This window comes from Microbacterium sp. JZ31, assembly GCF_016805985.1.
Lineage (GTDB): Bacteria > Actinomycetota > Actinomycetes > Actinomycetales > Microbacteriaceae > Microbacterium.
This window is the reverse complement of sequence record NZ_CP017661.1, coordinates 860,184-882,037: the sequence shown is the minus strand read 5'-3', so window position 1 is coordinate 882,037 and position 21,854 is coordinate 860,184. Positions and strand designations below refer to the sequence as shown.

The 21,854-nt window shown below is 71.0% G+C and carries 16 protein-coding genes and 1 pseudogene; 13 read left to right on the top strand and 4 right to left on the bottom strand.

The genetic code is table 11. The annotated features are described in order from the left end of the window. Position 1 precedes the first annotated feature (1 nt). Both BJP60_RS04230 and BJP60_RS04225 read left to right on the top strand, forming a co-directional pair. Positions 2 to 1,168 (top strand): acyltransferase family protein, encoded by a 1,167-nt coding sequence (locus BJP60_RS04230; RefSeq protein ID WP_203137792.1) that lies wholly within the window; start codon positions 2 to 4, stop codon positions 1,166 to 1,168. Positions 1,169 to 1,280: 112 nt separating this feature from the next. Next, on the top strand, positions 1,281 to 2,828 hold the full coding sequence (locus BJP60_RS04225; RefSeq protein ID WP_203137790.1) for an NlpC/P60 family protein: 1,548 nt from the start codon (positions 1,281 to 1,283) through the stop codon (positions 2,826 to 2,828). A 63-nt stretch (positions 2,829 to 2,891) separates the two neighbouring features. Here BJP60_RS04225 and BJP60_RS04220 read toward each other — a convergent pair whose 3' ends face one another. Beyond that, positions 2,892 to 4,058: a polysaccharide pyruvyl transferase family protein gene (locus BJP60_RS04220; RefSeq protein WP_203137788.1), complete on the bottom strand. Its 1,167-nt coding sequence runs from the start codon at positions 4,056 to 4,058 to the stop codon at positions 2,892 to 2,894. Positions 4,059 to 4,213: 155 nt separating this feature from the next. Next, a complete protein-coding gene (glf, locus tag BJP60_RS04215) occupies positions 4,214 to 5,353 on the bottom strand; it encodes a UDP-galactopyranose mutase (protein ID WP_203137786.1) in 1,140 nt (379 codons plus the stop codon). A 231-nt stretch (positions 5,354 to 5,584) separates the two neighbouring features. Between glf and BJP60_RS04210 the strand changes: the two genes are divergently transcribed. The 7 genes from BJP60_RS04210 to BJP60_RS04180 are packed head-to-tail and all read left to right on the top strand — an operon-like array spanning position 5,585 to position 12,004. Then, entirely contained in the window at positions 5,585 to 6,667 is a 1,083-nt protein-coding gene (locus BJP60_RS04210; protein WP_203137785.1) for a glycosyltransferase family 2 protein, read from the top strand. Next, positions 6,664 to 7,770, top strand: a complete 1,107-nt coding sequence (locus BJP60_RS04205) for a glycosyltransferase (protein WP_203137783.1) — start codon at positions 6,664 to 6,666, stop codon at positions 7,768 to 7,770. The genes BJP60_RS04210 and BJP60_RS04205 overlap by 4 nt, the downstream gene beginning before the upstream one ends. Next, positions 7,767 to 8,711 carry a lysylphosphatidylglycerol synthase domain-containing protein gene (locus tag BJP60_RS04200; protein WP_203137781.1) on the top strand — a complete coding sequence of 315 codons (945 nt, stop codon included), beginning with the start codon at positions 7,767 to 7,769 and terminating at the stop codon, positions 8,709 to 8,711. Before BJP60_RS04205 ends, BJP60_RS04200 begins: the two co-directional genes overlap by 4 nt. Next, the gene (locus BJP60_RS04195; RefSeq protein WP_203137779.1) at positions 8,708 to 9,220 is read left to right on the top strand and encodes a GtrA family protein; all 513 of its coding nucleotides are present in this window, start codon (positions 8,708 to 8,710) and stop codon (positions 9,218 to 9,220) included. Before BJP60_RS04200 ends, BJP60_RS04195 begins: the two co-directional genes overlap by 4 nt. Continuing rightward, the gene (locus BJP60_RS04190) at positions 9,217 to 10,047 is read left to right on the top strand and encodes a glycosyltransferase family 2 protein (RefSeq protein WP_203137777.1); all 831 of its coding nucleotides are present in this window, start codon (positions 9,217 to 9,219) and stop codon (positions 10,045 to 10,047) included. The genes BJP60_RS04195 and BJP60_RS04190 overlap by 4 nt, the downstream gene beginning before the upstream one ends. Continuing rightward, positions 10,044 to 11,066 carry a glycosyltransferase gene (locus BJP60_RS04185; protein WP_203137775.1) on the top strand — a complete coding sequence of 341 codons (1,023 nt, stop codon included), beginning with the start codon at positions 10,044 to 10,046 and terminating at the stop codon, positions 11,064 to 11,066. The genes BJP60_RS04190 and BJP60_RS04185 overlap by 4 nt, the downstream gene beginning before the upstream one ends. After that, positions 11,063 to 12,004 (top strand): NAD-dependent epimerase/dehydratase family protein, encoded by a 942-nt coding sequence (locus BJP60_RS04180; RefSeq protein ID WP_203137773.1) that lies wholly within the window; start codon positions 11,063 to 11,065, stop codon positions 12,002 to 12,004. The genes BJP60_RS04185 and BJP60_RS04180 overlap by 4 nt, the downstream gene beginning before the upstream one ends. On the opposite strand, the gene BJP60_RS04175 is transcribed toward BJP60_RS04180, so the two are convergent. Further along, on the bottom strand, positions 11,946 to 14,171 hold the full coding sequence (locus BJP60_RS04175; protein ID WP_203137771.1) for a hypothetical protein: 2,226 nt from the start codon (positions 14,169 to 14,171) through the stop codon (positions 11,946 to 11,948). The two genes, BJP60_RS04180 and BJP60_RS04175, sit on opposite strands and share 59 nt — an antisense overlap. A gap of 65 nt (positions 14,172 to 14,236) precedes the next feature. Between BJP60_RS04175 and rfbA the strand changes: the two genes are divergently transcribed. From rfbA to BJP60_RS04155, 4 genes and pseudogenes are all read left to right on the top strand, one after another. Beyond that, the gene (rfbA, locus tag BJP60_RS04170; protein ID WP_203137769.1) at positions 14,237 to 15,106 is read left to right on the top strand and encodes a glucose-1-phosphate thymidylyltransferase RfbA; all 870 of its coding nucleotides are present in this window, start codon (positions 14,237 to 14,239) and stop codon (positions 15,104 to 15,106) included. Beyond that, complete coding sequence (gene rfbB, locus BJP60_RS04165; protein WP_203137767.1) at positions 15,106 to 16,104, top strand: dTDP-glucose 4,6-dehydratase; 999 nt, start codon at positions 15,106 to 15,108, stop codon at positions 16,102 to 16,104. Before rfbA ends, rfbB begins: the two co-directional genes overlap by 1 nt. Positions 16,105 to 16,154: 50 nt before the next feature. Beyond that, positions 16,155 to 17,518, top strand: a pseudogene (locus BJP60_RS04160) (sugar nucleotide-binding protein). A 61-nt stretch (positions 17,519 to 17,579) separates the two neighbouring features. Beyond that, positions 17,580 to 19,478 (top strand): hypothetical protein, encoded by a 1,899-nt coding sequence (locus BJP60_RS04155; RefSeq protein WP_203137766.1) that lies wholly within the window; start codon positions 17,580 to 17,582, stop codon positions 19,476 to 19,478. 174 nt (positions 19,479 to 19,652) lie between these two features. Here the strand turns inward: BJP60_RS04155 and BJP60_RS04150 are convergent, their stop codons facing one another. Continuing rightward, entirely contained in the window at positions 19,653 to 21,779 is a 2,127-nt protein-coding gene (locus BJP60_RS04150; RefSeq protein ID WP_203137765.1) for a cell wall-binding repeat-containing protein, read from the bottom strand. Positions 21,780 to 21,854 lie beyond the last annotated feature (75 nt).

Below are 21,854 nucleotides of genomic sequence, written 5' to 3'. Positions count from 1 at the left end.
CATGACCTCCATCTCCCCCTCGGCGGAAGGCGCCCGTCCCGGCATCCCCACCCGTCTGCCGGCGCTGGACGGGCTGCGGGGCATCGCCGCGCTCGTGGTGATGATCCACCACAGCCTGCTGACCGTGCCGATGTTCGCCGCGGCGTACTACGACTCGACGTCCGAGGACACGTGGCGCATCGACAACCCGGCGCTGTGGTTCGCGCACACGCCGCTGCACGTGCTGTGGGACGGCAAGTTCGCCGTGATGATCTTCTTCATCCTGAGCGGTTTCGTGCTGACGCTGCCCGTGCTGCGCGCGACCTCGTTCCGCTGGGACGCGTATCTCCCGCAGCGGCTCGCGCGCCTTTACCTGCCGGTGTGGGGCGCGCTCCTGTTCGCCCTGGCCGTCATCTTCCTGACGCCGCGCGGGCGCAATCAGCAGACGGAGTGGCTCGTGCGCCGTGCCGATCCCGTCTCCTTCCAGGACCTGCTGCAGAGCCTCGCGCAGATCTCGGGCGGCAACGAGATCCTGAGCCCGCTGTGGACCATCCGCTGGGAGATCCTGTTCTCGCTGCTGCTCGGCGCCTTCGTCTGGATCGGCCTGCGCACCAACGGCAACGCCACCGTGATCGCGTGCCTCGTGCTGATCGCGGCGGGCTCGGCATGGCAGGCCGAGGCGCTGATGTACCTGCCGATGTTCCTGATCGGCGTCGTGCTCGCCGTGCACCGCGAGACGCTGCACCTGCGCCTGGGGCCGCTTCGCGGCTGGCTCTGGGGGCTCGGACTCGCGGCGGCCGTCCTGCTGGCGAGCGCGCCGTGGATGATGCCGCCCAGCGTCCCCGAGCGCGTGCACGACGGCGCGCTCGCCCTGCAGGTCGCGGGTGCGCTGATCGTCGTCGCCTTCTGCGCCTTCGGCCGGCCGAGGGCCCGCCTGCTGTGCTCGCGCCCGGCGCAGTGGCTCGGCACCATCTCGTTCAGCCTCTACCTCGTGCACGAGACGGTCGTGGTGCTCACGGCAGACCTCTTCGGGCCCGGCGAGTCGGCGCTCGTGCTGCCCGTCGCCGCTGTCGCCTCGCTCGGCGCCGCGCAGCTGTTCTTCGTGGGTGTCGAGCGGCCGAGTCACCTCCTGTCTCGACGCGTCTTCGCGTCGATCGCGGATGAACGGGATCAGCAGTCCTCTCGCTGAACGGCTCCCGATAGGGAAGGCTGTCCACGGGGGCATCCCTCTCCTGCTTCGCCACCGGCATCGCGGGATATCCGGGGAGAGACTGTGAGCACCACATCAAAGGGAGCGGGTCATGGCCACACGACGATCCAGGGTGACGGCGGCGCTGTCCGCGGCGGTCCTCATCGCGACGCTGACGGTGGTGGCGCAGAACCCTCCACCCGCCCACGCCCAGGGCGGTGAGGTCGGCGGGCACGGCACCACCTACTACCTGAACGACGCGTGGTCGGGCTCGGCGAACATCGTCGCGAAGTACGGCGTCTCGAGCGACCGGGCGTACGTCGGGGACTGGAACGGGGACGGCAAGGACACGCTGGCGGTGCGCCGGGGCAACAAGTACTACCTCACGAACACGGCGGGCTCCCCCGCCACGAAGACCTTCACGTTCGGTCTCGCCCGCGACACCGCCCTGGTCGGCGACTGGAACGGCGACGGCAAGGACACGCTCGCCGTGCGCCGCGGCAACCACTACTTCCTGAGCAACACGCTCGGCGGCCGGTCGACGCAGAACTTCCACTTCGGCCGCGCGGGCGACCAGGTGCTGGTCGGCGACTGGAACGGCGACGGCAAGGACACCCTCGCGGTCCGCCGCGGCAAGACGTTCTACCTCAGCGACAGGCTCACGGGCGGCAAGGCCAGCCGCGTCGTCGCCTACGGCCGGGCCGGGGACCGCGTGTACGTCGGCGACTGGAACGGCGACCGCAGCGACACGCCGGCCGTCCGACGCGGCAACGCCTACTACATCACGAACAGGTTCGCCCCCGGCCGGGCGGAGCGGGTGCTGTCGTACGGCCGCACGACCGACATGACGCTCGTGGGCGACTGGAACGGCGACCGGAAGGACACGCTCGGCGTCCGGCGCGGTGCGCCCATCTATCAGACGCCGGGGAACTACGCGAAGATCTCCTACACCGGCCAGCCGCCCGCGCGCGGTGCGGGATTCAACCTCACCTCGGGGCGCGAGGGCGCGAAGGTCAAGGTCATCGCCGACCGCTTCGGGCTCGCCCGCCCGACGCAGTGGGTCGACAGCACGATGATGTCGAAGGTCAAGCAGTGGCAGCGGGCTCACGGCATCCCGCAGACCGGCGTCGTCGGGAAGCGGACCTGGCTCGCGATGGGCTACAGCGAGAGCTCCTGGACAGGGCTCGACAACTACGTCTACCCCCTCAAGGCGCGTCCGAACATGACGCGCAAGCAGCTCATCAACGCGATGATCGCCACGGCGCGCTCGTACGAGGGCTCCCGCTACGTGTGGGGCGGCTCGAATCAGCCCGCCGTGGGGGCCGACTGCGTGGGCGTCGTGATGCAGGCCCTCCTGTCCGTCGGGATCAACGTCGAGCCGAGCAACACCGTCACGCACACGCTGGCCGGGAACACGACCCCGCGCGAGATCTACGCGAACCGCAAGTTCAAGCACGTGCCTTACAGCCAGCGCCTGCCGGGCGACCTCATCTTCCAGGCGCACGACCCGCGCGACCCCCGCTCGGTCCGCCACGTGCAGATGTACCTCGGCAACGGCATGGTCATGGAGTCGGTGCACGTCGGCGGGATCGTCCGCCGCGAGAACATCACCTACCCCGCGAGCAAGAACATGCCCACCGTGGTGCGTCCGCTTCCCTGACGACGCACCGGCACGACAGGGGCCCTGAGACGCGCGCGTCTCAGGGCCCTGCCGTCGCTCCGCCTAGCGAGGGTAGAGACGGTCGGCCTGCGCGCGCTTGCGGGCACCCAGCTGCTTGGCCTTGTCGGCGAAGGACGGATCGACCGTGGCGTCCCCGGCGCGCACCGCGTCTCCCGCGCGCACGAGGGTCCACCCGGTGCCGAGCTCCCGCAGCGTGCGGTGCCGGGTGTCGTAGTGACCGCCGCGCCCGGCCAGCACGAAGCCGGCGGCTCCGGCCGCGGCGGCGAGCAGGTGCGCGTGGAAGCGCGACGTGAGCCACTTCTGGCCCGCCCGTGCCGGCAGGCCGTCGACCCACATCTCGCCGAACGGGTAGAAGCGCGCCTCGGGCCGGGCCGCGTTGCGGAAGTGGGCGTCATCCGGCGGCACCGACTCCGCGAACCCCACGCTCGTCTCGGCGATCCCCGCGAGGAAGCCGTCGATCGTCGCGAGCACGGCCTCGTCCTCCCACTCGCGCAGATCGCCCTGCACGAGCACCATGCGGTCGGGAGTGGGACGGCGGTCGTACAGCGAGCGCTTGAGCGCGAGCGCGAGGAACGCGTCGTCGAGGCCGAGCTCCACGCCGAGCGCGTCGGCGGTCGACTCGTCGCGCGCCTCGACGGAGTCGAACGCCGCGAGCCGGTCCTTCGCCCAGCCCCGTAGCCGGTCCTCGAGCGGCATCGCGTCGAGACCGGTCGCATGCGCCGGGATGCCGAAGGCCTCCCGCGCCGCCGCGATCCCCGCGAGCAGGCCCAGGTGTTCCTGCGACGCACCGTTGACGTAGCCGCCGCCGATCAGATGCATCGACTCGACTCCGCGCAGCGCCTTCAGCCCCGCATCGAACCGGGGCGAGCCCAAATCCCGGACGATGCGCGTGATCCGCTCCTCGTCCGTGACCGGATCGTGCGTCTCGCTTCCCAGCGCGAGCTCCCACAGCGTGCTCGTGGTGCGCAGCCGCGGATGCGCACCGCCGAACAGGTGGGATGCCCGTCCCGGATGGGGGCAGTCGAGCCACACCGTGCGATCGGGGAACCGCTGGGCGAGGTACTCGATCCACGCGCGCGTGATCACCTCATCGCCGTAGTCGGGGTGTCCCGCGGTGGAGACGAGGTACAGCGGCTTCTGCAGCACGGGCTGCTCGCCGGTGGGAGGAGCCGCGGGCATCTTCACGCGCGGCGCACCGAACAGCTTCATGTCTCGGGTGGCTCCAGGGTGGGAGGCACGTGCCTTCGGGGGACGGATGCACGTCGGGACAGCGCGCATCCGGGCACGCTCACAGTGAATCTACAGGTAAGCGCGTCCCGATCGCACGGATTCCTTCTGAAGCCCCGGACGGAGCCGAAGCCTCCTCAGCTGGACAGCTGGTTGTTCCACATCGACAGCGCGGACCCGATCGCCATGTGCATGTCGAGGTACTGATAGGTACCCAGGCGGCCGCCGAAGAACACGTCCTTCTCGCCCTTCTGCAGGTCCCGGTAGGCGAGCAGACCCGCGCGGTCGTCGGTGGAGTTCACCGGGTAGTACGGCTCGTCGTCACGCGTCGCGAACCGCGAGAACTCCCGCATGATGACGGTCTTGTCCGTCGGGTAGACGTCCTTGCGCTCGGGGTGGAAGTGCTTGAACTCGTGGATGCGCGTGAAGGGCACATCCGCGTCCGGGTAGTTCATCACCGAGGTGCCCTGGAAATCGCCGACGTTCAGCACCTCCTCCTCGAAGTCCAGCGTGCGCCAGGCGAGCTCGCCCTCGGCGTAGTCGAAGTAGCGGTCCACCGGGCCGGTGTAGACGATCGGGACCTGACCGACGAGGGCCTTCTTGTTGAGCGGCTGCGACTCGTCGAAGAAGTCGACGTTCAGCTTGACGTCGATGTTCGGGTGGTCCGCCATGCGCTCGATCCAGGCCGTGTATCCGTCGGTGGGCAGGCCCTCCCACGTGTCGTTGAAGTAGCGGTTGTCGTAGTTGTAGCGCACGGGAAGACGGCTGATGATGTCGCCGGACAGCTTCTCGGGCGAGGTCTGCCACTGCTTCGCGGTGTAGTGCGCGAAGAACGCCTCGAACAGCGGGCGCCCGACCAGCGCGATGCCCTTCTCCTCGAAGTTGGCGGCCGTCTTGACGTCGAACTCCCCCGCCTGCTCCTTCACCAGCGCACGCGCCTCGTCCGGCGTGTAGGCCGCGTCGAAGAACTGGTTGATGGTGTGCAGGTTCACCGGCAGGGCGTAGACCTGCCCCCTGTGCGTGGAGTACACGCGGTGCACGTAGTTCGTGAACGTCGTGAAGCGGTTGACGTACTCCCACACGGTCGCGTTCGAGGTGTGGAACAGGTGGGCGCCGTAGCGGTGCACCTCGATGCCGGTCGTCGGCTCGTTCTCGCTGTACGCGTTGCCGCCGATGTGGTGACGGCGGTCGATGACCGTGACCTTGCGGCCGGCCTCAGCCGCGCGCTCTGCGATGGTGAGGCCGAAGAAGCCGGAGCCGACGACGAGCAGATCCATACGTGTATACGCCTTTACGTGGGGAACAGGTCAGCCGCGACCGCGGTCGGCGACGCCCCATCCTAACGGGGCGCACCTCCGGGCCCGCCGAGCGACGAGGCGCGGAGCCGTCGCGGACGCGTGCCTCGGCGCCCGCCCAGGGGGCGCTTGGTAGACTCGCACGCCGAGTCACGGCCCGCCGACCCCGCGCATGCAGCGCGCTCGCGTGACCTCGATTCCCCCAGGAGCAGCATGAAACTCGTCATCCAGATCCCCTGCCTGAATGAAGAGGCGACGCTGCCGCTCGTGCTCGAGACGATGCCGGCGCAGATCCCCGGCATCGACGAGATCGAGATCCTCGTGATCGACGACGGGTCCACCGACCGCACGATCGAGGTCGCCGAGTCCTACGGCGTGCGGCACTTCGTGCGCCACACGCGCAACATGGGTCTCGCGCGGTCGTTCCGCGACGGCGTGGAGTACGCGCTGGGCGTCCTCGGCGCCGACATCGTCGTGAACACCGACGGCGACAACCAGTACCCGCAGCAGATGATCGGCGAGCTCGTCCAGCCGCTCCTGCGCGGCGAGGCCGACATCGCGATCGGCGACCGCCAGACCGCCACGATCGCGCACTTCTCGCCCTTCAAGAAGGCGATGCAGCGCGTGGGCAGCGAGGTGGTCAACTTCGCGGCCGGCACCGAGCTGCCCGACGCGGCCAGCGGCTTCCGCGCCTACTCCCGCAAGGCGCTCATCCGGCTGAACATCGTGACGCAGTTCTCGTACTGCATGGAGACGATCATCCAGGCGGGGAACAAGCGCCTGAAGATCGCGAGCGTGCCGATCACGACGAACCCCAAGACGCGCGAGTCGCGGCTGTTCACGAACATCTTCCAGCACATGGCGAAGTCGGGTCAGGCGATCCTGCGCAGCTACATCATGTTCAAGCCGCACACGATCTTCACGACGCTCGGCGTCGTGCTGCTGATCGGCGGACTGATCCCGTTCGTGCGCTTCCTGATCCTGAACCTGATCGGCGCGGCGGGCGACCACATCCAGTCCCTCATCCTGGGTTCGTCGCTGCTCGTCGGCTCACTGCTGTCGTTCGCGCTGCTGATCATCTCCGACCTGCTGCGGACCAATCGGGTGCTGCTCGAGGACACGCTGCAGCGTCTGAAGGAGCTGCAGTACGGGGCCGACGCCCCGGCGGTGGCGCCCGCGGACAGGCCGCAGCCGCAGCCGCGGACAGCGATCGTGCCCGAGTCGGAGCTCCCGACGGCGCCCGACCCCGTCCAGCTGCACCCCGAGAACGCGGGATCGGCCCGGACGACGTCGTGATCGTCTCGTTCGGCACCTACGACGCCGTCAAGCATCCGCGCGTGGGCATCGTCATCGACGGGCTGCGCGAGCGCGGCGAGGACGTGCGCGAGCTCAATCATCCGCTGGGATTCAGCACCGCCGAGCGCGTGCGCATGCTGAAGCAGCCCTGGCGCCTGCCGGGTCTCGCCTGGCGCATGCTGATCTGCTGGATCGCGCTGCGTCGCGACGCGCGCGCCCTGCTGCGCTCGGGCGCCGTGCCGGAGGCCGTGCTGGTGGGCTACATGGGCCACTTCGACGTGCTGCTCGCGCGCCGGCTGTTCCGGCGATCGACGATCGTGCTCGACCACCTGATCTTCGCCGGGGACACCGCGCAGGATCGCGGTGCGCGGGGCCTGCGCGTGCGGCTGCTGCGCGGACTGGACAGCCGCGCGCTGAGCGCCGCCGACGTCGTGCTCGTCGACACGGTCGAGCACCTCGAGATGCTGCCGGATCGGGCCAAGGGCGTGCACGTGCCCGTCGGAGCCCGCGCGGAGTGGTTCGACGCGCGGCGCGCGGCCGCACCGGAGCAGGATGGCCCGGTCTCGCTGATCTTCTTCGGTCTGTTCACGCCGCTGCAGGGCGCGCCGACCATCGCGCGGGCCCTGCGCCGCGCGCACGAGGACGGTGCGTCGTTCCGCGCGACGATCGTCGGGACCGGTCAGGACTACGACGAGGCGCGCGCCTCGGCGGGCGACGTCCCCGGCATCACCTGGCTCGACTGGGTCGAGGCGCACGAGCTGCCCGCCCTGGTGGCGCGGCACGACGTGTGCATGGGCGTGTTCGGCACCTCCGAGAAGGCGCTGCGCGTGGTGCCCAACAAGGTCTACGAGGGAGCGGCGGCCGGCTGCGCCATCGTCACGGGCGACACCGCCCCGCAGCGCGCGGCGTTCGGCGACGCCGCGCTGTACGCGAAGCCGGGCGATGCCGACGCGCTGTCGCGCGTGATCGCGGAGCTCGCCGCCACGCCCGCGCGGGTCGCCGCGGCGCGCGCCGCCGCGGCGGAGGTCGCCGAGTCCTTCCGGGCCGGAGACGTCGTCGTCCCGCTCCTGGAGCGGCTGCGCGCGAGCGGCGTCCGGCGATGAAGCGCGTCCTGGCGATCCTGCGCTCCCCCGCCGTCAAGTGGGGGTTCCTCGCGCTCGCGCTCGGATTCGCGGCGTGGTTCGTCGCGAGCCGCTGGGACGAGATCCTGGCCGCGCTCGTGCGCCTGCCGATGTGGGCGCTGCTCGTGGCGCTCCTGGCGAGCATCGTGTACGTGGCGCTCACGCTCGAGTCGTGGCGCAGCATCCTGCGCGATCTCGGGCATCCGCTCGCTGTAGGTCCGGCCGTCGCCCTGTTCGGCGTGAGTCAGCTGGGCAAGTACATCCCGGGCGGCGTGTGGAACATCGCCGCCGCGGCCGATCTCGGCCGCGCGCACCGCATCCCCGCGCGGCACTCCGTGGCGGCCATGACCCTCGCGGTGCTCATCTCGCTCGTGTCGGGTGTCGGCATCGGCGCGCTCGGCTTCGCCATCGCGCCCACGCCCGCGCTCGCCGGCTGGGCGTGGCTGATGTGGGCCGGTGTGCCGCTGCTGGTGCTGCTGGCGCCGCCGATCATGAACCGGCTCATCGCCTTGGCGTGGCGCGTGCTGCGCCTCGAGCCCCTCGACACCGCGGGCGGCACGCTGTCGACGCGCGGTGTCGGCGTCGCGACCGCCTGGTCGGCGCTCGCATGGCTGGTGGCCGGCTGCTCGGTCGGCGTGCTCGCGATCGGCCTCGGCGCGCCGGCGACGTGGCACACGCTCGTCCAGTGCGTGGGCGGTTACGCGCTCGCCTGGGTGATCGGGTTCCTCTTCGTCGTCGCCCCCGCGGGCGCGGGCGTGCGCGAGGTCGTGCTCGCCGCGGCGCTGGCGGGCACGCTCCCGTCGGCCGAGATCGTGACGCTCGTGCTCCTGAGCCGCGTGCTGCTGACCGCGGTGGACCTCGGGTTCGCCGCCGTCGGCGGCGCCGAGACCCGCTTCGCGCGACGCCGGATGGAGGCCGCATGACCCCGGACGAGAGCCGTGCGGACGCGCAGCCGGAACTGCCGGGCGGCGCCGAGCAGGCGATCGGCGGCGGCACGGCGCCGGACGGCCCCCTGCTGCGCCTCATCAAGGACCGCCGCGTGGCGTTCCTCGTGGTCGGCGGCCTCAACACCGGCATCGGGTTCGTGTGGTTCATCCTGTTCTCGACCCTGTTCCGGGCCCTGTGGCACGGGGCCGGATGGACGATCTTCCTGACGATCACCGTCGCCCACGTCTTCAGCACCATCTCGGCCTTCGTGCTCTATCGCAAGCTGGTGTTCCGCGTCACAGGTCACCTCTGGCTCGACTTCTGGCGCTTCCAGCTCGTGTACCTCACCTCGTTCCTGCTGAACCAGCTCGTGGTGCCCCCGCTGACGCTGCTGCTCGGCCTGCATCCGGTCCTGGCGCAGCTCCTCTTCACGTTCGTGATCGCCGTGATCAGCTGGTTCGGCCACAGCCGCTTCTCGTTCCACCGCCGGAAGGAGGAGCGATGACGGATGTCCGCCTCAGCGTGGTCGTTCCCGCCTACAACAACGGCCGCACGCTGGCCGAGACGCTGCGCTCGATCCTGACGCAGGACGTTCCGGGCATGGAGGTGATCGTCGCCGACCATGCGTCCGCCGACGACACGCTCGCAGTCATGCGGACCTTCGCGGACGACCCGAGGGTCACGCTGCTGGAGACCGAGGCCGGCGGCGGCGCCGGCCGCAACTGGAACCGCGTGACGACGGCCGCGCGCGGCGAGCTCCTCAAGCTCGTGTGCGGGGACGATGTCCTCCGTCCCGGCGTGCTCGCGCGGCAGGCGGAAATCCTGCGGAGCACCGGCGCGGTCATGACCGCCTGCCGCCGCGACCTGATCGACATGTCGGGAGCCGTCCTGCTGCCCGCCTGGGGCCTGCGCGGCATCGATCGCCGGATGCCGGGCGCCCAGGCCGTACGCCGCGCGGTGCTCGCGGGCTCGAACCTGTTCGGCGAGCCCGCCTCCGTCATGATGCGGCGCGACGCGCTCGTGCGCACGGGCGGCTGGAACGACCGCTTCTCGTACTTCATCGACCAGGCCACCTACACGCGCGTGCTGTTCGAGGGCGACTTCGTGCCCGATCCGGAGGTCGGCGCGACGTTCCGGATGAGCGACGCGCAGTGGAGCGTCGCTCTCGCCTCGCGCCAGGCGGCCGAGGCGCGTGAGTACCACGCGTGGGTGCGCGAGACGCATCCCGAGACGCTCTCGGGGCTCGATCGCCGCATCGGCGACGTGCGGGCCGCGCTCATGGCTCGTGCCCGGCGCCTCTCGTATCGTGTGCTGAAGAGGAGGATGCGATGACCGACCTGTACGTGCACCGGATCAGCGTGGTGATCCCGGTCTACCAGGGCGAGCGCACCCTCGACGCGGTGATCGAAGAGCTGCGGCCGCTGACGCTCGGCTTCCGCACGCCGGGTGGCCGCGCGGGCCAGGTGGGCGAGGTCATCCTCGCGTACGACCGCGGCCCAGACCGCTCCGATGTCGTCATCCGCCGGCTCGCGGCGGCGAACGACTGGGTCGTGCCCGTCTGGCTGAGTCGCAACTACGGCCAGCACGCCGCGACACTCGCGGGCATGGCCAGCTCCGGTGGCGAGTGGATCATCACGATGGACGAGGACGGCCAGCACGACCCGGGAGACATCGGCTCGCTGCTCGACGCCGCGCTCGACGCCCAGGCCGATCTCGTCTACGCCGATCCCGTGAACCGCCCGCCGCACGGCGCCCTCCGCAACACGGCGTCGCGCACGTCCAAGCGCATCCTCGAGACGGTGTTCAGCGGCGGTCGCGCGACGGACTTCCACAGCTTCCGCCTCGTACTCGGCGAGATCGGGCGCAGCGTCGCCGCGTACGCCGGCACGGGCGTGTACCTCGACATCGCCCTCGGCTGGATCGCGTCCCGCACCGCCACGGCTCCCGTGACGCTGCGCACCGAGGGCGACCGCCGATCCGGCTACTCCTACCGCCGCCTGTTCGGCCACTTCTGGAGCATGGTGCTGACGTCCGGCACGCGCGGCCTGCGGCTCGTCACCGTGACCGGCACCATCGTGTTCGTGGCGGGCATCCTGTTCGCCCTTTACCTCTCGATCGCGCGCCTCGCGGGCGTCGTGAACGAGCCGGGATGGACGTCGCTCATGGTGGTGCTGCTTCTCGGCATCGGGGTCATCCTCGTCGCGCTCGGGATCATCGCCGAGTACCTGGGCATCGCCGTCAGCACGGCACTGGGCAAGCCGGCGTACCTCATCGTGCGCGACCCGGCGACGGGGCCGCTCGCACACGCCGACCGGGACCAGGTCGGGGGCGCGCCCGCACGGACGCCGTGACCGTCCGGCGCTGGATCATCGGCCGGGGGCTGCTCGGCCGGGCCGTCGCCCGCGCGCGTCCGGATGCGCCGTTCGGGGCCCATGTGCCCGACTGGAACGACGGCGACGGGGCGGTCGGCGCGCTGTCCGGCGCGCTCGAGCGGTTCATCGCGCAGACCGGTCCCGACGATCGCCTCGAGATCTCCTGGACAGCGGGACGGGCCGTGACCTCCACGCCCGTCGAGCGCGTGTTCGCCGAGGTGGACGTGTTCGAGCGCTTCGTCGCCGAGATCGGCGCGCTGCCCGCCGAGACCCGCGCCCGGCTGACCTTCGCCCTGGCGTCGTCGGTCGGCGGCGCCTGGGCCGCCTCCCCCGACGCGCCGTACACCGAGCGGACCCCCACGGCCCCGGCGTCCGCGTACGGCGAGGGCAAGCTCGCGATGGAGGCTGCCCTGGCGGGGGCGACCGCCGCGGGCGGATGGCGCTCGCTCGTCGCCCGCGTCACGAACCTGTACGGCCCGGGTCAGGACCTCGGCAAGGCGCAGGGACTCATCTCGATCCTGATCCGCGCGCACCTGACGGGCGCGCCCGCGTCGATCTACGTGCCGCTCGACACCCTGCGCGACTACGTGTACGAGGACGACGCGGCGCAGATCATCTCCGCCGCCACGCGCCGTGCGTCGCAGACGCCGGCGGGGACCACGACCCTGAAGATCGTCGGCAGCGGCCTGACCGTCTCGATCGGCGCACTGATCGGCGAGCTGCGCCGCCTGCACCGCCGGCGCGGGCTGATCGTGCTGGGCGGCGGCGACGCGCGCGGTCAGGCGCTCGACCTGCGCGTGCGCTCGCGCGTGTGGCCCGACCTGGACGGCCTCGCCCGCACGACCCTGCCCGAGGGCCTCAGCCGCGTGTACGCGTCGCAGCTGGCGTCGTCGGCCGTGCGGCACGCCGACGGCTGACGAGCCGCAGCAGGAGCCAGCCGGCCGCGACGAGGACGCCGAGAGAGGCCGCGGCGACGAGCAGCGGCATCCCCGGAGGCTGGAAGCGCACCGTCACGACGTCGCCCGGGGCCGCGCCCGACACCTCGACCGTGAGCAGCCAGTCGCGCACCGCGTCGCCCTTCACGGCGCCGCTGATCGCATAGCCCGGGTAGTCCAGCCGGCTCAGCACGACACGGCCGTCCGCGCCCGCCTCGTCCACGCGGAAGCTCACGGCGCCGTCCGACACCTCGATCTCGCTCAGCGCCGTGCCGTCCCCCGTCCAGACCACGCCTCCCGCGGCCGGCAGCGGCTCGTCGCGCTGGAACAGCCACGTGAACTCGCCCTCGCGCTCCAGGTGCCAGCCCGCCGGCGCCTGCGGCTGGTCGGGGAAGGTCGCCTTCATCGCGAGCACCGTGCTGATGCCCATCAGGTCGCTGAGCCGCTCGCCCGTCTCACGGTCGGTGCTCCACAGCGTGTCGAGCGCATCCGCGCACGTGTTGCCGCGCAGGTCCATGCACAGGTCCTGGACGAAGTCGTCGTAGGGCAGCACGGTGTAGAGGTTCGACACGTCGGTCTCGCTCAGATACCAGAGGTTGGCGACCAGGCGCTCGTCCCACGTCGCGGGGTCGCCCGCGCCGGCGTTGATGTTCCCCACCGCGATCGCGTCCCCGCGCGGCTCGCTCAGCACCTGCCGCATCGTGCTCACGTCGGGCACCGCGCTGCCAGGAAGCGGCGTGCGCGGCATCGCGACGATCTGGGCGGCCACGGTCGCCGCCGTCACCGCGACGGCGCCGGTCACCATCACGGCCGTGCGCACGGCCTCGCGCCACGGACGGCGCGCCACGAAGACGATCGCGGCGAGCAGGATCAGCTGCGCGACGGCCGTCGCGCCGACGCTGCGCCACTCCAGCGGCACGTTGCCGATGTTCAGGACGGCGAGCACGACGATGAGCGCGAACGTCCAGCGGATCCTGCTCTTCGGCAGCTCCCGCCAGCGGGTGCGCGTCGCCGCGACCGCGAACAGCACGAGCAGCGTGAGCGCGACGTACGGGATGAAGCGCAGCGGCCAGCGGATCGCGGCGATGTGGCTGGGGGCGAGGATCGCGATGAACGTCGCGGATCCGAGCACGAGCAGCGGGATGCAGCGGCGCAGCGCGGCGCGCGACAGCGGCAGCACGAGCAGGAAGTACGGCAGCAGCCACGCGATGTAGACGAGGGGGGCGTTCGTCGGCTCGCCGGTCCAGAGGGCGACGCCCTCCTCGAGCAGCCCGTCGGGAGCCTGGACCTCCTCGACCCACGTGCGAATCGTGGCCGGGAACGTCGGGGAGGCGGCGCCCGCCACGTCGGTGAGATCCGCGTTGAGGAAGAACCAGTTGCGCACGACGAAGTCGCCGCGCGGCGTGACCGAGGCGGTCAGGATGCCCGGCAGGTAGACGAGCACCGTCCAGGCGGCACCCCACGCGGATGCCAGCAGGCTGCGGACGATCCGGTCGCGGTCGCGCTGCCAGATCGCCCGCACGAGCGACTCGACGAGGATGGCGACCAGCGCGATCACGCCGAAGACGTACCCGAACGACACGAGCAGATAGCTCGCGATCAGGTACGGGATGGGCGAGCGCGACGCCTCGACCGCGCGACGCAGCGCCCACCACACCCAGGGCAGCAGGGCGGCGTTGAACAGGCCCGTGGACCACGACGCCGCGTCCATGTAGACCGTGAAGCCGCACAGCGGGACGAGCACCGCGGAGAGCGCGGCCCACGCCCGCGCGGCCGTGAACGACCGCGCGAGGACGTAGGTGCCGAGACTCAGCAGCACGAGGAAGAGGACCTTCACGATCGTCGCGAAGACGACCGGATCCTCGCTCGCCCGCGCGCCCAGCGCGATCAGCCACGTGAGCGGGCTGAACAGGCCCCACTGGCCCTCGGCCAGATAGTTGCCGGCCTGCCAGGCCGACGGCTCCAGGATGGGCAGGCGCCCCTGACGCAGCTGGTCGCCGAGCTGCCACCACTGCCCGAAGGAGCCGAGCTGGGTGTCGTCCGCGAAGTAGAAGCGAGGGTCGCCCGCCAGCCGCGCCAGCGCGAAGACCGTCGTCACGACCGCCGCCGCGACCGGCCAGAGCAAGCGGAGCAGCAGGCGTTGGTTCACGGACACCGATGCTAACAACGCCCTCGTTCAGCGGGCGGTAAAGCCGCTTGTGCCACGATGGTCGGGTGAAGGGCATCATCCTCGCCGGCGGTTCGGGCACGCGACTGCATCCGATCACGCTGGGCGTCTCGAAGCAGCTTGTGCCGGTGTACGACAAGCCGATGATCTACTACCCGCTGTCGACGCTGATGCTGGCGGGGATCCGCGACATCCTGGTGATCACGACGCCGCATGATGCGCCCGCGTTCGAGCGTCTGCTGGGTGACGGGTCGCAGTTCGGCGTGTCGATCACGTTCGCGCAGCAGCCCTCTCCGGACGGGCTGGCGCAGGCGTTCACGATCGGGGCGGACTTCATCGGCGACGACAGGGTCGCCCTGGTGCTGGGCGACAACCTGCTGTACGGCCCCGGGCTCGGCTCGCAGCTGAAGCGGTTCGCCGGGGTCGACGGCGGTGCGGTGTTCGCGTACTGGGTGGCCGAGCCGTCGGCGTACGGCGTGGTGGAGTTCGACGAGACGGGCAAGGCGGTGTCGCTGGCGGAGAAGCCTGCGCAGCCGAAGAGCAACTACGCCGTGCCGGGGCTGTACTTCTACGACAACGACGTGGTGGAGATCGCGCGGGGCCTGAAGCCGTCGCCGCGTGGGGAGTACGAGATCACGGATGTGAACGCGGCGTACCTGGAGCGCGGCAAGCTCAGCGTGGAGGTGCTGCCTCGGGGCACGGCGTGGCTGGACACGGGGACGTTCGACCAGATGACCGACGCCGCGGAGTATGTGCGCACGATGGAGCGGCGGACGGGGTTGCGGATCGGTGTGCCGGAGGAGGTCGCGTGGCGGTCGGGGTTCCTGTCGGATGAGGAGCTGCGCGAGCGGGCGCAGAAGCTGGTCAAGTCGGGGTACGGGTCGTACCTCCTGGAGATCCTGGAGCGTGGACGCTGATGGCTCGTCTTCTCGTCACCGGCGGTGCCGGTTTCATCGGCTCGAACTTCGTGCACCACGTCGTGGCGCACACCGACGACCAGGTCACGGTGCTGGACAAGCTCACCTACGCCGGCAACCGGGCGTCGCTGTCGGGTCTGCCCGAGGACCGGGTGACGTTCGTGCAGGGCGACATCGCCGATGCGGCGCTGGTGGACTCCCTGTTCCGCGACGTGGACGCGGTCGTGCACTTCGCGGCGGAGTCGCACAACGACAATTCCCTGAACGACCCGCGGCCGTTCCTGGACACCAACATCGTCGGCACGTACACGCTGCTGGAGGCGGCGCGGAAGCACGACGTGCGGTTCCATCACATCTCCACCGATGAGGTGTACGGCGATCTGGAGCTGGATGACCCGGCGCGGTTCACCGAGACCACCCCGTACAACCCGTCCTCGCCGTACTCGTCGACGAAGGCCGGCTCGGACCTGCTGGTGCGGGCGTGGGTGCGCTCGTTCGGGGTGCGCGCGACGATCAGCAACTGCTCCAACAACTACGGGCCGTACCAGCACGTGGAGAAGTTCATCCCGCGGCAGATCACCAACGTCCTGCGCGGCATCCGGCCCAAGCTGTACGGCACGGGTGAGAACGTGCGCGACTGGATCCACGCCGACGACCACTCCTCGGCGGTGCTGACCATCCTCGACAAGGGCAGCATCGGGCAGACGTACCTGATCGGCGCGGACGGCGAGCAGAACAACAAGGACGTCGTCGAGCTGATCCTGGAGCTGATGGGGCAGCCCCGCGACGCGTACGACCTCGTCACCGACCGCCCCGGCCACGACCTGCGCTACGCGATCGACTCCACCCGGCTGCGCACCGAGCTGGGCTGGCAGCCGCGGTATCAGGACTTCCGCTCCGGACTCGAGGCCACCGTCGCCTGGTACCGGGACAACGAGGCGTGGTGGGCGCCCGCGAAGGACGCCACCGAGGCGTTCTACGCATCGAAGGGACAGTAGTGACCGAGTTGGGCAAGCAGCTGTCCGCCACCGCGACCGCGATCGAGGGCATGCTGCTGTTCGATCTGCCCGTCCACGGCGACGCCCGCGGATGGTTCAAGGAGAACTGGCAGCGCCAGAAGATGACCTCCCACGGTCTTCCCGACTTCGGGCCCGTGCAGAACAACATCTCCTTCAACGCCGAACGCGGCGTCACCCGCGGCCTGCACGCCGAACCGTGGGACAAGTGGGTCTCCGTCGCGACCGGTCGCGTGTTCGGCGCCTGGGTGGACCTGCGGAAGGGCCCCGGCTTCGGCGCCGTGTTCACCGCGGAGCTGGACCCGTCCAAGGCGATCTTCGTCCCCCGCGGCGTCGCCAACGGGTTCCAGACCCTCGAAGACGCCACCGCGTACACCTACCTCGTCAACGACCACTGGTCGCCCGACGCGTCGTACTCGTTCCTGAACCTCGCCGACGAGACCGCCGCGATCGAATGGCCCATCCCCCTCGCCGACGCTGAGATCTCCGACAAGGACCGCACCCACCCGCGCCTGGCCGACGCCGCCCCCATCCCGCCGCGCAGGATCCTCATCCTCGGCGCCGGCGGGCAGCTGGGCCGCGCGCTGCGCGCCTTGTTCGGCGACGCCCCCCACATCGAATACGCCACCCGCGCCGACCTCGACCTCGCCTCCCCCGACCTTCCCGCCGCACGCCGCTGGCGCGACTACGGCACCATCATCAACGCCGCCGCCCACACCGCCGTCGACGCCGCCGAGACCCCCGAGGGCCGCACCGCCGCGTGGACCGCGAACGTCACCGGCGTCGCCGCGCTGGCCCGCATCGCCGCCGACAACGGCATCACCCTCGTCCACGTCTCCAGCGACTACGTCTTCGACGGCACCGCCGCGCGCCCCTACCGCGAGGACGACGCCGTCAGCCCCCTCGGCGTATACGGACAGACCAAGGCCGCCGGCGACGCCGTCGTCGCCGCGACACCGCGCCACTACATCGTCCGCACCTCCTGGGTCATCGGCGACGGCGGCAACTTCGTCGCCACCATGGCCTCCCTCGCCGCCCGGGGCATCGACCCCACCGTCGTCGACGACCAGACCGGCCGATTGACCTTCACCACCGACCTCGCCCGCGGCATCCGCCACCTTCTCGACACCCGAGCGCCCTACGGCCTCTACAACCTCACCGGCACCGGCGAACCCCGCACCTGGGCCCAGATCGCCGCCCGCGTCTACGAACTCACCGGACACGACCCCGCCCGCATCACCCCCGTCACCACCCAGCAGTACTACGCCGGCAGCGACCACCCCATCGCCCCCCGCCCCGCAACAGCGTCCTCGACCTCACCCGCATCACCGCCACCGGCTTCGCCCCCGCCGACCACGAACACAGCCTCGCCAACCACCTCGCGGCATCCGCCTGAGCCGCTCCCCTGCCCCGCGCAGGGAGCGCCTCACCCGACCCGACCTCCGAACGAAAGCTTCATGACCGCTTCCCGCATGTCCCGCGTCCGCTCGCTCCTGCGCCCCCGTCTCACGAGCGACGTGGCGGTCGAGGTGCCCACGGCCTGGCGGCGCGACCAGGAGGCGCGTCCGGCGTCCGGGTCGGGCGGTCGGGCGACGGTGTGGTGGGTCGCGGCCGGGATCTCCGTGCTGGTGTGCGCGTTCATCCATTGGCAGGTCGGTCGCAGCGCGACCGCGCCGCGCACGCCGTGGGACGAGAACCACCTGCTGCAGATGGGCCGCTTCCTGGCGGGCGACACGTCGATCCCGCCCCTGTCGGGCGCGGGCTACTATCCTGGCTGGTCGGTGCTGATCGCGCCCATCTGGTGGGTCACGGACGACGCCGCCACGGTGTACTGGGCGGCGCTCGTGCTCGGCAACGTGATCGCGGTCGCCACCATCTGGCCGCTCGCCCTCATCGCCCGCCGCCTGGGCGTGACCACGCCGCAGGCGATCACGCTCGCGGCCATCGTGATGTGCCTGCCTGGCCGCACCGTGAACGCGGACTACGTCCTGACCGAGAAGCCGCTGATGTTCTTCCTGGCGTGGACGGTCGTGGCGGCGTTCTGGCTCTGGCGCCGGCCCAGCGAGGTGCGGGCGCTGGTGTTCGCGGTCTCGGTGACCGTGACGTACTTCATGCACGCACGCGCGCTCACCGTCGTGCTCACCGCGGCCGTCTGGCTCGTGTGCCTGAGCCGCCGGCACATCCTCGCCGCCGTCGTCGGCCTGGTCACCGTGGCCCTGGGCGCCTTCGCGGTGCAGTCCTTCTCCGGCTGGCTGCACGCGCACGTCCTGCTCTCCGGGTTCGGCCAGAGCGAGAACCTCGCGCGCGCGCTCTCGCACGCCACGCCGGGCCTCGCCGCACGGATCCTGATCAATCAGGTGTGGGCTCAGATCGCCGGCACCGCGGGCCTGTTCGCGATCGGCCTCCTCGTCCTCGTCGTCTGGGTGATACGGGAGCTGCGATCCCGCGAGGTCGGGTTCGGCGGATTCCTGTTCGGCCTCACGCTGTCGACCATCGGCACGAGCGTGCTCGGCTGGTCGGGCGCCGACACGCTGCTGGCGACCGTCAACCCGCGCTTCGACGCGTGGGTCTACACGCGGTACATCGATCCCATCGCGACGCTGCTCGCCCTGGTGGTGCTGATCGCGATGGTGCGCGCGCTGCGCGCGAGCGTCATTGCGGCCGCGACCGCGCTGGCGGTCGTCCTGAGCCTGCTCGTGGTGTTCTGGATCGCCCCGACCGTGCCGCTGTGGGGCTCGCTGCACGGGCCGGCGAACGCGGCGGCGCTGCTGCCGTGGGACCAGTTCTTCCTGCAGCCGCCGTTCGAGGTGCCGCTCGTGCCGAGCTTCACCAACGAGGGCAGGTTCTGGGTGTACGCCTCGCTGTTCGCCGTGGTGTCGACCGCCGCGTGGATGCTCCTGCGGCGCATCCCCCTGGCGATGGCCGGCGCCGCGCTGCTGACCTTCGGGGTCATGAGCTGGCAGGCCAATCCGCAGCAGGAGCGCGACTACCCCAACGACATCGCCGCCGCCGTCGACGAGATCGAGCAGGTCGATCCCGCGGCGGTCGAGACCATCGACTTCGATCTCGACTGCGTGGGTCCCGCCCTCACGCACGCGCAGGCCATCAACTGGCTCCCCTACTGGCTGTCCCCGCACCAGGTCCAGCTGGTCGATCGCGATGCGGGCCAGTCGTTCACCTCCGACCTCGTGGTCTCGTGCGGCGACTGGCCGCTCGCGCAGGAGCTCGGAGCGCTCGCGTTCGGCGAGGGCGACGACTACACGTACCGGCTCTGGGTGCTTCCCGGGGAACTGCAGGACGAGCTGGACGAGCGGGGCATGCTGCGCACGTTCGAGCAGGTGAATCCCGCGTCGTAGCCCCGGTCGGCCAGTCCGCGCTCACTGCGGCCGCCGCCGGACACCGCGCCGACGCCGTCCACCTACGGCGCGTCGTCCTCGCCGGTAGGCATCCGCCTCACCGGGCGCATGCGGATGGGCTGGATGAGCAGCGCGCGGAGACGCTCGAGAGCCGACGAGGGCGAATCGCCTCGATCAGCAGACCGCGTGGTCCACGACGCCGCGACCGAGGACCTCCGGCCCGCCCAGCAGGGTCTGAGCCGTCGTCTTCCGCGCGCCGAGCAGGTTGTAGGTGGACGCGGGGAGGCAGTTCCGCTGCACGACGAGCAGGGGCCTGCCCTGCCGGCCCACGTACGCGGCTCCCGACAGCGCGTCGGCGAAGTCGGTGCCGACCGCCAGCATGGGCGCCTCTCCGTCCTGGAACACCGCGCGATTGACCTCGACCGAGGTCGCGTAGCGATCCGCTCCGGCCAGGCGCGTGACGCTCGCGGTCTTCGCCAGCTGCGCCTGGATCTGAGGCGACACGACGCCCGTGCCTCCGGCGATGCGGATCTGCTTCACCTTGAGGGCCTTGAGGTGCGACAGCGTCGCCGAGCCGACCGACGACTCCTTGCCGTTCACGAGCACCACCGGGGCGCGCAGCGCTCCCGCCGCCACGGCGGCGCTCAGCGCGTCCGGGAAGTCCCGGCCCGTGGCCACGTACGCGAGGGACGTGCCGCCGGGGAACGCCCGCTGATTGACGACCCGCGACGTCGCGTAGCGGTCCGCTCCCGCATCCCTGCGGATGTTCGGCTGGATCTTCGCCAGCTCCCTGTACACCGCGCTGGAGACCGCGCCGGTGCCGCCGACGACCACGATGCGCTTGGGCTTCAGTCGGCGCAGCTCGTCGCGCACCGACGCGGGCAGCGTCTTCGGCATCGTCAGCAGCAGCGGTCCGCCGAGCGTGGCGGCCGCCGGCGCGGCGCTCAGCGCGTCGGCGTAGTCGGCGCCGCTCGCCACATAGGCGACGGGGGCCCCGGCGGTGTAGCGGCTGCTCAGATCGGCCGACGTCGCATAGCGGTCGTCGCCGTAGACGCGGCTCGAGACCACGGAGCCGGTCGAGCCGAACCACGCCCGGAAGTAGTTGTAGAAGTTGCGGTTGCCGTACGAGGAGCACGAGTCACCCGTGCCGAATCCGGCGGCGATCGACGCGCGGTTGGGCTGGTACGGCGTGTAGTAGTACAGGTTCGCGGTCGCCTGGTTCTGCACGTAGACACCGGAGGATCCGCACGACTTGTTCGGGTGGTACAGGATCGAGCGCGTGCCGCCGGGTGCGTACCAGTTGAAGTACGAGCTCTTGCTGTAGATCTTCATCTGCCGCGCGGCGCCGTAGACCTGGTTGAAGAAGCCGTAATAGGTCTTGTCGCAGTCGGCCGTGTCAGGGCAGCCCATGCCCATCGCGATCGTGAAGCGCCAGTCGCTCGGCCACGTGTGCGTGACGAGACCCTGCTCCTTCTGCAGCATCACGAGCAGCACGCGCGGATTGATGCCGCAGGCCTGGGAGACCTTGTGGATGATGCGGGCGGCGCTCTCCCGGCTGCCGCCCGTGTACTGCGAGCAGTAGGCGTCGGCCTTGCGGGTGCGGGTCGTCTCGACGTACTCCTCGAGGCACGTGTAGCCCGCCTTGCAGGAGGCGACCTTGCCGTTGATGAACGACGCGATCTGCGCCGCCGTCATCGCGTTCCGGTTGGCGAACACTGCGTCGCTGATGATGTTGCCCGGGCGGAAGCCGACGACCGCGGCCGCGGGCACGATCGACGCCGCGGGTCGCGAGAGCTCGAATCGGGAGCCCGATGCGCCATCCGCCGCCCCCGAGCCGGCCGCCGATTCCGGGTACGGCGCGTTGCCGGGATCCGCCACATCGACCGTGACGTCGCCGCCCGCGTCCTTCTCCTCCAGCGGCGTGGTCGCCACGACCTCGGACAGGTCCGTCCGCTCGACCTCGGCCACCGGGGGCACCGTGTACGTCGTCTCCGGGCTGGGAACGTCGACCGCCTCGGCCACCTCGGTCGCCTCGGGCGCGGGAACGGGCGCGCTCGTCTCGGGAGCGGGTTCCGGCTCCGGGGCGGGAGCCGGAGCCGGCGGCTGCGCCGGCTCCTGCTCGCTCGGCGTCGCGACCGGTGCCGGGGTCGCCGTGGGGGTGACGGTGGTCGTCGGCTCGGGTGCCGGGGCGCTCTGCGCGGACGCGGCGGTCGCGGGCAGCAGCGCGACGACGACCGCGGCGGCGGTTCCGAGCACGCCGATCAGGCGTCCCGCGCGCGGGGCACGATGGCGAGCGGGCATGGTGGGACGGACCTCGGGGCGGCACGCATGCGACCAGTGTGACAGATGTGAAAGGAGTTCAGAACCGCGGGCTCC